Below are 15,567 nucleotides of genomic sequence, written 5' to 3' on the forward strand. Positions count from 1 at the left end.
AGCAATGGGGCGCCGGCCCCCGGAACGCCATCGGGGATTGATGGCGCCCGCCGACGGGCCCTTCGCCACGCCTTCCCTCGACCTTCCAACCGTCGTCTAGACTGGGACGCGATGGCTAGATTATTTGGAACAGATGGCGTGCGTGGTCTCGCCAATGGATTGCTCACCGCGGAGCTTGCTCTTCAGTTGGCCCAAGCTGCCGCGGTGGTCCTTGGCCATGAGCGTGCGGCCAACGGAACGCGGCCCCGCGCCGTGGTCGCCCGGGATCCGCGCGCCAGCGGGGAGTTTATCGCCGCTGCCGTGGAAGCCGGACTTTCGAGCTCCGGCATCGACGTGTACGACGCCGGCGTGCTGCCCACTCCCGCCGCGGCCTACCTCATCGCCGACCTCGATGCCGATTTCGGCGTCATGATCTCGGCCTCGCACAACCCGGCACCGGACAACGGAATCAAGTTCTTTGCCCGCGGCGGCCAGAAGCTCCCGGACGAGGTGGAGGACGCAATCGAGGCTCAGCTCGGCAAGGAACCCTCACGCCCAGTGGGGGGCGACGTCGGCCGCATCCAGCGTTTCTCGGACGCCGAGGACCGATACATCGTCCACCTGCTCGGCACCCTGCCGCACCGCCTCGAGGGTCTCAAGGTTGTGCTGGACTGCGCCCACGGTGCAGCCAGCGGCTGTTCCCCGCAGGTCTTCGCCAGTGCGGGCGCCGAGGTTGTGGTGATCGGCGCGGAACCCGACGGTCTGAACATCAACGACGGCGTCGGTTCCACCCACCTTGGCCAGCTCAAGGAAGCGGTCATCAAGCACGGTGCGGACTTGGGTATAGCGCACGACGGCGACGCCGACCGCTGCTTGGCCGTAGACCACGAAGGCAACGAGGTCGACGGTGACCAGATCATGGCGATCCTGGCCCTCGCGCTGAAGGCGTCCGGAAAACTGAAGGACGACGTCCTGGTAGCCACCGTGATGAGCAACCTCGGGCTCAAGATCGCATTGCGCGACGCTGGAATCACCCTCCGTGAGACCGCGGTGGGGGACCGGTACGTTCTGGAGGCAATGCGCGACGGCGGCTTCAGCCTTGGGGGAGAACAGTCGGGCCACGTGATCTTCTCCGATTACGCCACCACGGGCGACGGTGTCCTGACCGGTCTGCAGATCGCCGCCCAGGTGGCCGGGACAGGCCGCACCCTCCAAGACCTTGCCCGCGCCATGACCAAGCTGCCGCAACTCATGATCAACGTGAAGGGCGTAGACAAGTCGCGCGCCGCCACGGACGAAGGCGTCGCCGCTGCGGTGGCTGCCGCCGAACTCGAACTTGGTGACACCGGCAGGGTGCTCCTGCGGCCGTCGGGCACCGAAGCGCTGGTGCGCGTGATGGTGGAGGCCGCGGACATGGAAACCGCCACCCGCATATGCACTGAACTGGCCGGCGTCGTCGAAGACCGCCTCGCTATTCCACGCGAACTGGCTCTCTAGGCCCGAAAGCACCAAACAACTGTGGCCCGTCTCCGTGAGGAGGCGGGCCACAGTTATTTCAACTGCTTACCTTTGGGCCAGGTTGTCGCGGATCTCGGTGAGGAGTGTCACCGCCGGATCGGCGGCGGGCTCATCTTCCGAGATGCCCAACTTGGCGTTGCGGCGCTCGATCATGTGGTTCATTGGGGCTACCACGACGAAATAGATTGCGGCGGCTACCAGGACGAAGTTGACGATCGCGGTCAGTAAAACCCCGAACTGCAGGTCATTTCCGTTGATGGTTACCTTCGCGAAACTGTCGAAGTTGGGGGATCCAACCAAGGCAGCGATCAGCGGCATGAGGACGTTCTTGACGAGTGCATCAACCACTGCACCGAAGGCGGCACCCATGACGACGGCGACGGCAAGGTCTACGACATTGCCCTTCAGAATGAAATTCTTAAATCCACTCAACATGGCACCAAGCTAGTGCATGCTTGTGAATTCGAAGTGAGCAGCCGTTCAATTCCCAGGAGTGTCGGGAACTTCCCTGGTTAATCAACCTCTAGGGGTAGCCCGGCGCCGCTTCGAGTCCAAAGTACTCCTCGAGGGTGCCGATGCCCCGCTTGGCCATATCCGTTGCAGCCTCAACCCCGATGAATCGCAAATGCCACGGTTCGTAGTAATAGCCGGTGATTTCATTGAGCATCCCCGGGTATCTGACAACGAACCCGTACTTGTATGCATTTGCCTTGGCCCAAACGGCGGCCGGCTGGTCAGCGAAGCAGGGCTCGAAGCTGCACGCCCCGCCGCCGTCTCCGATGTCGAACGCCCAACCCGTCTGGTGTTCCGAGAAGCCGGGACGGGCGGAAGCCGTGTCCGCGGAGGCCTGGCCGCGGGTGCTCACGTAGCCGTTGTACGTGGCCGTTTGGGTCTGGAAAGAACGGTAACCGGACGCCAGAGTCATGGTGACGCCGGCCGACGCGGCTGCCGCGAAGAGCTTTTCGGCTGCTCCGGCGGTGGTGCTGTTGAGCAGGGACGCCTCTCCGCTGACTGCGAGTTGCACGCGTGGCTGTGCCAAGTCGGCAGGGACAAACTGCAAGGGGGTCAGCGGCCGGTGCTTGTTGACGATGACCCACTGGCTCGCCGGGTCGCTCAGGGAAAACTGCTGGGACAGCACACCCGACGGCGGAGCCTTCGACGGCGGTGCGCTCGACGGCGGCTCGCTCGCCGCTGCGGCGGGAACCGGCGTCGTGGTCGTCGGCGTCGGCGTTGCGGTCTGGGGGCCCGAAGAGGACGGTGCGGATGTGGGCGAAGCGACCCGGGTATCCGGGCTGCAGGCCGCCAAGGTCGCCATTCCCACCCCTGCAGCAAGTAGCGTTGTGAAGGACCTTCGGCTGGGACCGCAGTTGTAGCACATCCGTGCTAAACCTTTCGGAGCAGCATGCGGCGGATGGAATGGTCGGCGTCCTTGGTGAGGACAAGTTGCGCACGGCCACGGGTAGGGAGCACGTTTTCCTCAAGGTTGGGTTCGTTGATGCGCTTCCAAATGCCGCGTGCAGTGGCTTCCGCCTCGGCGTCGGAGAGCGTGGCGTAACGGTGGAAGTAGGATTCGGGCTGGGCGAACGCCGTGGTTCGAAGCTTGCGGAAACGGTCCACATACCAGTCTTCGATGTACGAGGTCTTGGCGTCAACGTAAATGGAGAAATCAAAGAAATCGCTCAGGGCCAAGCCTTGCCGGCCGTCCTGCCGGGGACGGGCGGGTGCCAACACGTTGAGGCCCTCAACAATGAGGACATCAGGCCGTCGGACCACCACTTCCTTGTCCGGGACGATGTCGTAGGTGACGTGCGAATACCAAGGAGCGCGGACCTCTTCGGCGCCCCCTTTGATCGCACTCACGAATCGAAGCAAGGCCCGGCGGTCGTACGACTCCGGAAAGCCCTTGCGTTCGAGCAAATGCCGGCGCTTCAACTCAGCGAGCGGGTACAGGAACCCGTCGGTGGTGATGAGTTCGACGTTCGGAGTGCCAGGCCAACGGCGGAGCATCTCGCGCAGCACGCGGGCAATAGTGGACTTACCGACCGCCACCGAACCTGCGACGCCGATCACGAAGGGCGTGCGCTGGGTCTGCTCGCCAAGGAAGGTGGTTGTGGCTGCATGAAGCTGCTGTGACGCCTGGACATAAAGGTGCAACAAGCGGGAGAGCGGAAGGTAGACCTCGCGGATTTCCTTCATGTCCAGGGGATCGCCGAGGCCGCGAAGCCGGATGATGTCCTCTTCGTTAAGCGGCTGCTCCATCTGTGCACCCAGCCGGGACCACGTCTGCCTGTCCAGCTCCACGAACGGAGAGGAGCTGTCGCCGTTCGCTTCATTGCGTTGCAAAGTCACTATAGAGATTCTGCCCTTCCGTTGGCTGATCCGGAAATACAGCATGAACGGCGGGAAGATTTTGTGTGAGCATGCTCTCCGGAAAAGGTGCGCTATCCGGCATATCCCGCGGTCTGGCCTACGTGCGGGCCCGGATATCCTACGTCCATTTCGAGGGGCACCCGCTACTCTTGTAGGCATGTGTGGAATCGTAGGTTACGTTGGCAATTCATCCCGCCGGGCAGATGCCGGGCACTCGGCTCTCGACGTCGTGCTTGAAGGACTCCGGAGGCTTGAATACAGGGGCTATGATTCAGCCGGAGTTGCCGTGGTGGCTGATGGAACCATCGCATCCCGGAAGAAGTCCGGAAAACTCAGCAATCTGCTGAGCGAACTCGATGCCAATCCGCTCCCGGACTCGCTGACCGGCATCGGCCACACCCGCTGGGCCACCCACGGCGGACCCACCGACCAGAACGCCCATCCGCATCTGGCCGATGGCGGACGCTTGGCCCTGATCCACAACGGAATCATCGAAAACTTCGCCGAGCTCAAGCAGGAACTCATTGCCAAGGGTGTCACTTTCGAGTCGGAGACGGACACCGAGGTAGCGGCAGCACTCCTGGGCGATATTTTCCGTAACCAGCTCAACGGGGACTCCTCCAACGGCAAGCTCACCAAAGCGATGCAGCTTGCCTGCCAGCGGCTCGAAGGTGCGTTCACGCTCCTCGCCGTGCACGCCGAGCGGCCGGACGTCGTCGTCGCCGCCCGCCGCAACTCCCCCCTTGTTGTAGGTCTGGGGGAAGGCGAGAACTTCCTCGGCTCCGACGTCTCCGGTTTCATCGATCACACGCGCCGCGCCGTCGAGCTGGGCCAGGACCAGATCGTCACCATCACCGCCGAGACCGTGGAGATCACAGACTTCTTCGGGGCCCCCGCCCAGGGCAAGGAATACCACGTTGACTGGGACCCGGCTTCCGCGGAAAAGGGCGGCTTCAGCTCCTTCATGGAGAAGGAAATCCACGACCAGCCCGACGCAGTCACCCAGACCCTCCTCGGCCGCTCGGACATTAACGGCCAGCTGACCTTGAGCGAGCTCCGGATCGACCCTGAGCTGCTGAAGCAGGTCAACAAAATCATCGTCCTGGCTTGTGGCACGGCCGCATACGCCGGGATGGTCGCCAAGTACGCGATCGAGAACTGGTGCCGCATCCCCACCGAGGTGGAGCTCGCGCATGAATTCCGCTACCGTGACCCGATCGTGGACGCCAACACCCTGGTGGTGTCCATCAGCCAGTCCGGCGAGACCATGGACACCCTGATGGCCGTTCGTTACGCCCGCGAACAGGGCGCCAAGACGATCTCCATCTGCAACACCAACGGATCCACTATCCCGCGCGAATCCGATGCTGTTCTCTACACCCACGCCGGTCCGGAGATCGCCGTCGCTTCCACCAAGGCGTTCCTGGCCCAGATCACGGCCGCGTACCTGCTCGGTCTCTACCTCGCCCAGCTGCGTGGAAACATCTTCTCCGGTCAGATCAAGGACGTCCTGGCGGACCTTGGCAAGATACCCGCCCACATCCAGAAGATCCTCGACAACGCGGGTCCCATCCGCGAGCTCGCCCGCAGCATGAAGGACGAGAAGTCGGTGCTGTTCCTGGGCCGCCACGTCGGCTTCCCGGTAGCGCTCGAGGGCGCGTTGAAGCTCAAGGAAATCGCGTACATCCATGCTGAAGGGTTCGCAGCCGGTGAGCTCAAGCACGGTCCGATTGCCTTGATCGACGAAGGGCAGCCCGTCTTTGTCGTGGTTCCCTCGCCTCGGGGCCGCGATTCCCTCCATGCGAAGGTCGTCAGCAACATCCAGGAAATCCGCGCCCGCGGTGCGCGTACCCTGGTGATCGCCGAGGAAGGCGACGAAGCCGTGCGGGCTTACGCCGAGCACGTTTTCTACGTTCCTCAGACGCCTACCCTGCTGATGCCGCTTCTCACCACTGTTCCGCTGCAGATTTTTGCTGCCGAGCTGGCCAAGGCCAAGGGATACGACGTGGACCAGCCGCGCAACCTCGCCAAGAGTGTGACCGTAGAATAGCCGCATGATTGTTGGCATAGGCGTAGACGTCGTAGACATAGAGCGCTTCGGGCGCCAACTCGAGCGGACCCCGGGCCTCCGTGACCGTTTGTTCGTTCCCGCGGAACGCGAACTCAACACGCGGTCTTTGGCCGCGCGCTTCGCGGCCAAGGAAGCCGTAGCCAAGGTCTTGGGGGCTCCGGCGGGCATGAACTGGCAGGACTGCTGGATCGGCCTGGACCAGAACGGCCCCACCATCAAGGTTAAGGGCACCGTGCTGGCAGTGGCCGAGTCCATGGGCGTGAAGCGCTGGCACGTGTCCATGAGCCACGACGGCGGAATCGCCACTGCCATGGTCATCGCCGAAGCCTAGCAGCGCAAGCAACCATGATCAGCGCCTTCACCGGAACACAGATCAGGGCAGCGGAACAACCGCTTCTTGATGCCGGCGAAGGCGCTGTTCTCATGCAGCGCGCAGCATACGGACTGGCAAACGCCGTCGTGCGTGAACTGCGTTCGGAAGGCCGCCGCCTTTACGGCTCGAGCGTCACCGTGCTGGCGGGCAAGGGCAACAACGGCGGGGACGGTCTTTTCGCCGCGGCAATGCTCGCGAGGCGTGGCATGCGCACGACGGCGGTGCTCACCGCCGGTTCCGCCCATCCTGACGCCCTCGAGGCCTTCCGTGACGTGGGCGGACGCGTCCACGTCTTGGACCGGGACAACGCCGAAGAACTGGCCGTGCTGATTGCCGGCGACGATGCAGTCATCGATGCCATCTTGGGCACCGGTGCCCGTGGCGGCCTCGGAGGCCCGGCCGCGGAATTAATTGCCGCCCTGGAGGAGCTAAGGCCCAGTCTGGTGGTGGCCTGCGATACTCCCAGCGGAGTGGACGCCGACACAGGCGAGGTCCACTGGCCTGTATTGGCAGCGCGGCTGACCGTGGCATTCGGGGGAATCAAAGCCGGGCTGATGGCCGACCCGGGTGAGGGCCGCGCCGGCCGCGTGATCCTCGTGCCCATCGGCATCGAGGAGCATCTTCCGGCACCTGCCCTGCGCCGCTTCTCCGCCCTTGACCTGGCCGCCGTGCTTCCTGAGCCGGGGCGTCGGGCCCAGAAGTACACCAGGGGAGTTCTGGGCATCGTGGCAGGTTCCGAGCGCTACACCGGGGCCGCGGCTCTCTGTGTCGAGGCCGCCTCCGCGGCCGGTGCGGGAATGGTGCGGTACCTCGGTCCGGAAGTCGTGGCGCGGCAGGTCCTGGTACGAACCCCCGAAGCCATCTGGGAGCCGGCCGAGCCCGGCCGGGTCCAGGCGTGGCTGCTCGGCCCTGGCTTGGACGGAGCCGAACAACTCCAGCGAGCCCGCGAAGTGCTGGCCGTGGCGGCCAGCGCCGGCCAGCCCGCCGTCGTCGACGCCGGAGCCCTGGAGCTCCTGCCGGAACGCTGCCCGCCGAACTGGATTCTCACCCCGCACGCCGGGGAGCTCGCGGCCCTTCTCGGCCGAGGCGAGGTGCGCGTCACGCGGGAGGACGTGGAATCGCGGACCGTGCACTTCGCCCGGCTCGCGGCCGAGCACACCGGTGCAGTCGTCTTGCTCAAAGGTGCCACGACGGTAGTTGCTTCGCCTTCCGGGGCGGTCTTCAGCCAGTCGGATGGATGCGCGTGGATGTCAACGGCGGGCAGCGGGGACGTCCTTGGCGGGATTGTCGGCGCGTTGGCTGCGGCGTACGCGGAATCCGGGCTGGACGACGACGGACCCTTCGCAGCGTTGGGAATCGCCCCTGATGAGCGCTGGGCCGCGGTAGCCGCCGTCGGCGCGGGCATCCACGGAATGGCAGGCAGCGAAGCCTCGGCGGGCGGGCCATTGACCGCTTCCGATATTGCCCGGGCCGTCCCCGATGTCTTCCGATTTCTCGGGGAACATCGCCCCGGATGATCCCGGATGTTCCGTGAATGTCGCATAGTCTCGCTAGGCTGGCAGAAAGTTATCCGGCACATGAAGGAGAACACATGGACGTTTGGCCAGGATCCGCATACCCGTTGGGGGCTACTTTCGATGGCACGGGAACCAACTTCGCGCTGTTCAGCGAGAAGGCGGAAAAGGTGGAATTGTGTCTCTTCGACGACGACGGAGAAGAGATCTCCTACACCGTCAGCGAGGTGGACGGCTACGTATGGCATTGCTACCTCCCGCATGTCCAGCCCGGACAGAAGTACGGCTACCGCGTGCACGGTCCGTATGACCCTGCTAACGGGCAGCGCTTCAATCCCAACAAGCTCCTCCTGGACCCTTACGCCAAGGCCATCCACCGGCAGATCGACTGGGACCCGGCGCTTTTCTCGTACAACATGGGGGATCCGGACTCCCGCAACGACAAGGACTCCGCGCCCCACATGATGATGGGCGTGGTCATCAACCCTTTCTTTGACTGGGACGGAGACCACCTCCCGCGGATCCCGTACCACCGTTCCGTGATTTACGAGGCGCATGTCAAGGGCCTGACCCAGCTCCACCCCGAGGTTCCTGAGGAGCAGCGCGGCACCTACGCCGGCGTCGCCCACCCGGCGGTGATTTCCCACTTGCAAAAGCTCGGCATCACCGCGATCGAGCTCATGCCGGTGCACCAGTTCACGAACGACGGCATCCTGCAGGACAAGGGGCTGAACAACTACTGGGGCTACAACACCATCGGGTTCTTTGCCCCGCACAATAGCTACAGCTCCAAGGGCGATACCGGCCAGCAGGTCCAGGACTTCAAAGCCATGGTCCGGTCCCTCCACCGGGCCGGCATTGAGGTCATTCTCGACGTGGTGTACAACCACACGGCCGAAGGCAACCACCTGGGCCCCACGCTGTCCTTCAAGGGGATCGACAACTCCGCGTACTACCGTCTGATGGAGGGCGACGAGAAGCACTACATGGACTACACGGGCACCGGCAACTCGCTGAACGTGCGCAGCCCGCATTCCTTGCAGTTGCTCATGGATTCCCTGCGCTACTGGGTCACCGAAATGCACGTGGACGGTTTCCGCTTCGACCTCGCATCCACCCTGGCCCGCGAATTCTATGACGTGGACAAGCTGTCCACTTTCTTCGAACTTATCCAGCAGGATCCGGTGGTTTCGCAGGTCAAGCTGATCGCCGAGCCGTGGGACGTCGGTCCCGGCGGCTACCAGGTGGGCAACTTCCCGCCGCAATGGACGGAATGGAACGGCCAGTACCGGGACACGGTCCGCGACTTCTGGCGGGGCGAGCCTTCGACCCTGGGCGAGTTCGCCTCCCGGTTGACCGGATCGGCGGACCTTTACGAGCACTCCGGGCGCCGCCCGGTGGCTTCCATCAACTTCGTCACGGCCCACGACGGCTTCACCTTGGCCGACCTGGTGTCCTATAACGAGAAGCACAACGAGGCGAACGGCGAGGGCAACAACGACGGCGAATCGCACAACCGTTCCTGGAACTGCGGCGTCGAGGGGCCCACGGAGGACCCGAAGGTCCTGGGCCTTCGTGCCCGCCAGCAGCGGAACTTCATCGCCTCCATGCTCCTGTCCCAGGGAGTCCCGATGCTGCTGCACGGTGACGAGCTCGGCCGGACGCAACGGGGCAACAACAACGGCTACTGCCAGGACTCCGAGCTGACCTGGATCAACTGGGACAGCGTGGACCAGCCCTTGGTGGAGTTCACGGCCGCGGTCAGCGCTTTGCGCGCCAAGCACCCCACCTTCCGGCGCAGCCGATTCTTCGACGGACGCCCGGTACTGCGAGGCGAAGGCGAGAGGCTTCCGGACATCGTATGGCTCGACGTCGACGGAACCACCATGACGCCGTCGGACTGGGACAGCGGCTTCGGCCGCTCCGTGGGCGTGTTCCTCAACGGCGACGGGATCCGCGGCCGGGACAACCAAGGCCGGCGCATCACGGACGTCAACTTCCTGCTCTACTTCAACGCCCACGACGACGAAGTCGGCTTCAAGGTGCCCTCGGACGAATACGCACCTGCGTGGGACATCATCATCGACACCGCCGGTGGCGGAGCCGACACCGAACCCGTGCAGGCGGAAGCGGTCCTGGGTGTTGGGGCCAAATCGCTCGTCGTGTTGAGGGCACACAGCGTCCCGGACACGGACCCGGACCATTCCGTGGCGGCGTCCCTCGCCGCGTTGTCGCAGACAACCACCACCGAAACGGCTTCCTTGACTGCCCCAGCCACGCCGGAACGCTCCACCCGGACGCTCCAGGCTGTACCGGAAGCAGCCCCTGAACCGAAAAAGCGCCATGCTCCGGAGCCGAAGGCTGACCCCGAAACCAAGCCTGCCGCTGCGCCAAAGAAGCCCAGAAAGCCACGCGCCCACAAGAACGGGGGATCATGAGGACACCCGTCTCCACATACAGGCTCCAGATCAGGCCGTCGTTCACGCTCCAGGACGCGGCGGCCCTCACGGGCTATCTGCGCGAGCTCGGGGTGGATTGGGTGTACGTGTCACCCATCCTGACGGCGGAGGAGGGCTCGGACCACGGTTACGACGTCACCGACCCCTCAACCGTTGATGCTTCGCGCGGCGGCGCCGAAGGGCTCGCAGCGCTCTCCAAGGCAGCACGGGAGGCCGGCCTCGGGGTCCTGGTGGATATCGTCCCGAACCACATGGGCGTTGCGTCGCCCCCGCAAAATGCTTGGTGGTGGTCCCTCCTCAAAGAGGGCAAGGCCTCCCGCTATGCGGAAGCGTTCGACGTCGATTGGGACTTCGCCGGCGGAAAGCTCCGGCTCCCGGTCCTCGGAAGCGACGACGACGTCGACAAGCTGGACGTGGTCGACGGCGAATTACGCTACTTCGACCACCGCTTCCCGCTGGCCGAAGGCAGCTATGCCGCGGGTGACAACGCCAGGGACGTCCATGCGCGCCAACACTATGAGCTGGTCGGCTGGCGCCGGGCCGACGACGAGCTGAATTACCGCCGGTTCTTCGCAGTCAACACCTTGGCCGGGATCCGCGTCGAGATCCCATGGGTCTACGATGAAGCCCACTCGGAGATCGCCCGATGGTTCCGTGACGGGCTTGTTGACGGGTTGAGGATCGATCACCCCGACGGGCTCGCTGACCCTGCCGGGTACCTGGAGCGCCTCAAGGAAACCACGGCCGGCTCCTATCTGCTCGTCGAGAAGATCCTTGAGCCAGGGGAGGAACTTCCGGAGAACTTCAACTGTGAGGGGACCACAGGCTACGACGCCCTCGCCGACGTCGACCGCCTTTTCGTGGATCCCGACGCCGAGGTGCAGCTTGATGCCTTGGATGCCAGGCTCCGGGGCACCGGCTCGCCCGTTGACTACCAGGCCATGATCCACAGAACCAAGCGGCGTATCACGGACGGCATCCTGCATTCAGAAATCCTCCGGCTCGCGCGGCTCGTCCCGGACTCTCCGGAGACGCCCAATTCAGGGGTAGCCAATCCGGAGGTGGCAGACGCCCTGGCCGAGACCATCGCCTCGTTTCATGTCTACAGGAGCTATCTCCCGTACGGCAAAGACACCTTGGTTGAGGCCGTTGAACGGGCTGCCCGCACCAGACCGGAGTTGGAACAGGTCCTCAAGGCGCTGCTTCCGCTGCTGCTCGACGCCGGCAGCGAACTGGGCCGCCGCTTCCAGCAGACCTCCGGCATGGTCATGGCCAAGGGCGTGGAAGACACTGCGTTCTTCCGCTACACGCGCCTTGGGACGCTGACCGAGGTGGGAGCGGATCCCACGGAATTCGCCTTGTCCGGGGCCGGATTCCACGAGCGGATGGTACGGCGCCAGGCACTGCTGCCGCTGTCCATGACCACACTGACCACCCACGACACGAAACGCAGCGAAGACACCCGGGCCAGGATCTCCGCTATCTCCGAGGCGGTCGCCGAATGGGAAGCATTCGTGGATCGTATGCAGGAACTGGCTCCGATTCCCGACGGGCCACTCGCAGTCCTCGTATGGCAAGCCATCGCGGGTGCCTGGCCGGCCAGTCGTGAACGCCTCCAGGGTTTTGTCGTCAAGGCTGCACGCGAAGCCGGCAACTCCACCAGCTGGACCGAGCCGAACGAAGAGTTCGAAGCGAAGCTGGCTTCCGCCGTCGACGCCGTCTTCGACGTGCCGGAGGTGACGACCGCCCTGGAAGAGTTCGTTGCGCTCGTGGACCCGTATGGGACGTCCAACTCATTGTCGGCAAAGATTGTCCAGCTGACCATGCCGGGCGTACCGGACGTCTACCAAGGCACGGAGTTCTGGGATCGTTCACTTACCGACCCGGACAACCGGCGCGCGGTCGACTTCGAACGGCGGAGGGCCGCTCTCGCAGCCCTCGACGCCGGTGTCCAGACTGAAGCGAGGGACGAGCTGGCCAAACTGCTGCTGACTTCCCGGGCCCTGCGGTTGGGCCGGGACAGGCCGGAGCTTTTCGGTGGCTACAGTGCTGTCAATGCGGAGGGTCCCGCGGCCGAACATCTCATCGCCTTCGACCGTGGCGTCCTTGCCGCCGGTGGCGGTGCCATCACCTTGGCAACCAGGCTCCCGCGGAAGCTTCAGCGGAGCGGCGGGTGGCAGGACACGTTCATTCGTCTTGGGAGCGCAGTCCAGGATGAACTGACAGGCAACAGTTACCCTGCGGGCGAGGTTCACGTCGCGAGGCTTCTGCAGAGATACCCGGTGGCCTTGCTTGTGCCCATTGGCTAGCCAGAGCACCAACAACGGCGGGCAAACGAAGCCCGAACGAGACAATTGAGGGGAAGCGATGGCCGAGAAGACCAGCGCGGGGAAACAGTTCGACGTGTGGGCCCCGTTTGCAGAATCTGTCACTTTGCTTGCGGAGGGTCAGCACCACGAAATGCGGTCGAACGACGACGGCGCCGCGGGCTGGTGGACGGCAGACGTACCCCGGCGGGCCGGGACCGACTACGGCTATCTGGTGAACGGGGAGGGGCCCTTTCCCGATCCGAGGTCGCAGCGCCAGCCGGACGGGGTCCATGCCCTTTCCCGCACCTTCGACGCCACGTCCTATGCCTGGAACGACTCAGATTGGGCGGGACGCGGGCTCGGCGGCGCTGTCATCTACGAGCTTCACCTCGGTACCTTCACTCCGGAAGGCACGCTGGACGCTGCAGCGGAAAAACTGGACTACCTCGTTGAATTGGGAATCGACTTCGTGGAGCTTCTGCCGGTCAATGCCTTCAACGGCCCCCACAACTGGGGATACGACGGCGTGCTGTGGTTCGCCGTCCATGAGGCCTACGGGGGACCGGAGGCCTATCAGCGATTCGTGGATGCCGCGCATGCTGCCGGACTAGGTGTGATCCAGGATGTGGTCTACAACCATCTCGGGCCCAGCGGGAACTACCTGCCGAAATTCGGCCCCTACCTGAAATCCGGCGAAGGGAACACATGGGGCGACTCGGTGAATCTGGACGGCCCCGGCTCCGACGAAGTCCGTCAATACATCCTGGACAACGCCGCTATGTGGTTGAGCGAGTTCCACGTGGACGGGCTGCGCCTAGACGCCGTACACGCCCTGCGCGATGAGCGGGCCGTCCATATCCTGGAAGACTTAGCCAGCCTCGCGGATGGCATCGAAGCGGAAACAGGCGTCCCCAAGACCTTGATCGCGGAATCGGACCTGAACAATCCGCGCCTGATCTACCGCCGGGATACCAATGGCTACGGCCTGGAAGGGCAGTGGAGCGACGACTTCCACCACGCCGTGCATGTGAACCTCACCGGGGAGACAGCTGGCTACTATGCGGATTTCGATTCCTTGGGCGCGCTGGCGAAGGTACTTGAACACGGTTTCTTCCACGACGGGAGCTACTCGAGCTTTCGCGGCAGGCATCATGGCCGCCCCATCCGCCCGGGGCTCGTTCATCCTGCCGCGTTGGTGGTCTGCAACCAAAACCACGATCAAATCGGCAACCGCGCGGCCGGTGATCGCCTGAGCTCGAGCCTGTCCTACGGCAGGCTCGCGCTGGCCGCCGTACTGACTATGGCGTCGCCGTTCACGCCGATGCTCTTCATGGGCGAAGAATTCGGTGCGTCCACGCCTTGGCAGTTTTTCACCTCGCATCCTGAGGAATGGCTGGCTGAGGCGACGGCAAAGGGCCGGCTCAAGGAATTCGAACGGATGGGCTGGGACCCTGCGTTGGTGCCCAACCCCCAGGATCCGGAGACGTTTGAACGTTCCAAGCTCAAGTGGGAGGAAGCACACGACGGCGATCACGCCCGATTGCTGGACCTTTACCGGGCGCTGGCGAACCTCAGGCGCTCGACTCCGGAGCTTGCGGGCGGCGGATTCACTGACACACACGTCGATTTCAGCGAAGAGGACAAATGGCTGGTTCTTAGCAGGGGCGCCGTAAGGGTTGCCTGCAACTTCGGGGACCGGGCCCTGACGAAGGCGATGGATGGCGAAGTCCTGCTCGCCACGGACTCCACGGCCGCCGTCGGGAACGGAAAGCTGACCCTCCCGGGCGAGAGCGCCGCCGTCGTGCGCCGTGCGTGAGCGCGAGCCTGAAGTCACCGTGGGGCCTTACGTGACCGCGCCCACATGACGGACATCGCACTTCGAGCCTCGAAGGCGGTGGCAGGATGGTAGGTATGACTTATTCGGCTGCGGAAAACCGCTATGAAACCATGCCCTACCGCCGCGTCGGACGCAGCGGCCTCAAACTTCCCGCGCTCTCGCTGGGACTATGGCACAACTTCGGCGACGACAAGCGTTTCGAAGAGCAGCGCGCCATCCTCCGCCGGGCGTTCGATCTGGGAGTCAACCACTTCGACCTGGCCAACAACTATGGCCCGCCGGACGGTTCGGCTGAAACGAACTTCGGCCGCCACCTGAAGGACGACTTCAAGCCGTACCGCGACGAACTCGTCATTTCCACCAAGGCCGGTTACTACATGTGGCCCGGCCCCTACGGAGAATGGGGCTCCCGCAAGTACCTGCTCTCCAGCCTCGACCAGTCGCTTCAGCGCATGGGACTGGACTACGTGGACATCTTCTACAGCCACCGTCCCGATCCCGAAACCCCGCTGGAAGAAACCATGGGCGCCTTGGACCACGCGGTCCGTTCCGGCAAGGCCCTCTACGCCGGAATCTCCTCCTACACCCCGGAGCAGACCCTCGAGGCAGCCCGGATTCTCAAGGAGATGGGCACGCCGCTGCTCATCCACCAGCCCAGCTATTCCATGCTCAACCGCTGGACCGAGAACGGTTCGCCCAACCTCTACGAAACGCTGGACCAGGTTGGCGCTGGATCCATCGCCTTCTCCCCGCTGGCACAGGGGATGCTCACCAACCGGTACCTGAACGGAATCCCCGCGGATTCACGCGCCGCCAAGGAACGGTTCCTGTCCGAATCAGCGCTGACCGAGGAAAAGCTGAGCCGGGTGCGAGGTTTGAACGCCATTGCCGAAGGACGCGGCCAGACCCTCGCCCAGATGGCCATCGCCTGGATCCTGCGCGCTCAGCCCAAGGGTTCGCCTGTGACCTCGGCGCTTGTCGGGGCGTCCAGCGTGGCCCAGCTCGAGGACACCGTGTCCGCGATCAACAACCTCGACTTCACGCCGGAGCAACTGACAGCGATTGACGAGTTCGCCGTCGAATCCGACATCAATCTGTGGGCGCAGAAGTAGATTCGGAAACTTAACACACTTGCGG

The 15,567-nt window shown here is 64.1% G+C and carries 11 protein-coding genes; 8 read left to right on the forward strand and 3 right to left on the reverse strand.

Annotated features, from left to right (window positions below):
* The first annotated feature begins 111 nt into the window (after positions 1-111).
* Complete coding sequence (gene glmM, locus AB4074_RS02375) at positions 112-1,476, forward strand: phosphoglucosamine mutase (RefSeq protein WP_441411912.1); 1,365 nt, start codon at positions 112-114, stop codon at positions 1,474-1,476.
* 66 nt (positions 1,477-1,542) lie between these two features.
* Here glmM and mscL read toward each other — a convergent pair whose 3' ends face one another.
* From mscL to coaA, 3 genes are all read right to left on the reverse strand, one after another.
* A complete protein-coding gene (gene mscL, locus AB4074_RS02380; RefSeq protein WP_441411913.1) occupies positions 1,543-1,932 on the reverse strand; it encodes a large conductance mechanosensitive channel protein MscL in 390 nt (129 codons plus the stop codon).
* 88 nt (positions 1,933-2,020) lie between these two features.
* Positions 2,021-2,875 (reverse strand): M15 family metallopeptidase, encoded by an 855-nt coding sequence (locus AB4074_RS02385; protein ID WP_441411914.1) that lies wholly within the window; start codon positions 2,873-2,875, stop codon positions 2,021-2,023.
* Between the two features lie 5 nt (positions 2,876-2,880).
* On the reverse strand, positions 2,881-3,891 hold the full coding sequence (coaA, locus tag AB4074_RS02390) for a type I pantothenate kinase (protein ID WP_441411915.1): 1,011 nt from the start codon (positions 3,889-3,891) through the stop codon (positions 2,881-2,883).
* 133 nt (positions 3,892-4,024) lie between these two features.
* Here coaA and glmS point away from each other — a divergent pair, with 133 nt between their 5' ends.
* From glmS to mgrA, 7 genes are all read left to right on the forward strand, one after another.
* A complete protein-coding gene (gene glmS, locus AB4074_RS02395; protein ID WP_441411916.1) occupies positions 4,025-5,917 on the forward strand; it encodes a glutamine--fructose-6-phosphate transaminase (isomerizing) in 1,893 nt (630 codons plus the stop codon).
* 4 nt (positions 5,918-5,921) lie between these two features.
* Positions 5,922-6,269 carry a holo-ACP synthase gene (locus AB4074_RS02400; RefSeq protein ID WP_236812218.1) on the forward strand — a complete coding sequence of 116 codons (348 nt, stop codon included), beginning with the start codon at positions 5,922-5,924 and terminating at the stop codon, positions 6,267-6,269.
* A gap of 14 nt (positions 6,270-6,283) precedes the next feature.
* A complete protein-coding gene (locus AB4074_RS02405) occupies positions 6,284-7,828 on the forward strand; it encodes an NAD(P)H-hydrate epimerase (RefSeq protein ID WP_441411917.1) in 1,545 nt (514 codons plus the stop codon).
* A 74-nt stretch (positions 7,829-7,902) separates the two neighbouring features.
* Positions 7,903-10,263 (forward strand): glycogen debranching protein GlgX, encoded by a 2,361-nt coding sequence (glgX, locus tag AB4074_RS02410; protein WP_441411918.1) that lies wholly within the window; start codon positions 7,903-7,905, stop codon positions 10,261-10,263.
* Entirely contained in the window at positions 10,260-12,593 is a 2,334-nt protein-coding gene (gene treY / locus AB4074_RS02415) for a malto-oligosyltrehalose synthase (protein ID WP_441411919.1), read from the forward strand. The genes glgX and treY overlap by 4 nt, the downstream gene beginning before the upstream one ends.
* 58 nt (positions 12,594-12,651) lie before the next feature.
* Positions 12,652-14,409 (forward strand): malto-oligosyltrehalose trehalohydrolase, encoded by a 1,758-nt coding sequence (treZ, locus tag AB4074_RS02420; RefSeq protein WP_441411920.1) that lies wholly within the window; start codon positions 12,652-12,654, stop codon positions 14,407-14,409.
* A gap of 95 nt (positions 14,410-14,504) precedes the next feature.
* Positions 14,505-15,542 carry an L-glyceraldehyde 3-phosphate reductase gene (mgrA, locus tag AB4074_RS02425; RefSeq protein ID WP_441411921.1) on the forward strand — a complete coding sequence of 346 codons (1,038 nt, stop codon included), beginning with the start codon at positions 14,505-14,507 and terminating at the stop codon, positions 15,540-15,542.
* Positions 15,543-15,567 lie beyond the last annotated feature (25 nt).

This window comes from Arthrobacter sp. 2MCAF14 (assembly GCF_052115645.1).
Lineage (GTDB): Bacteria > Actinomycetota > Actinomycetes > Actinomycetales > Micrococcaceae > Arthrobacter.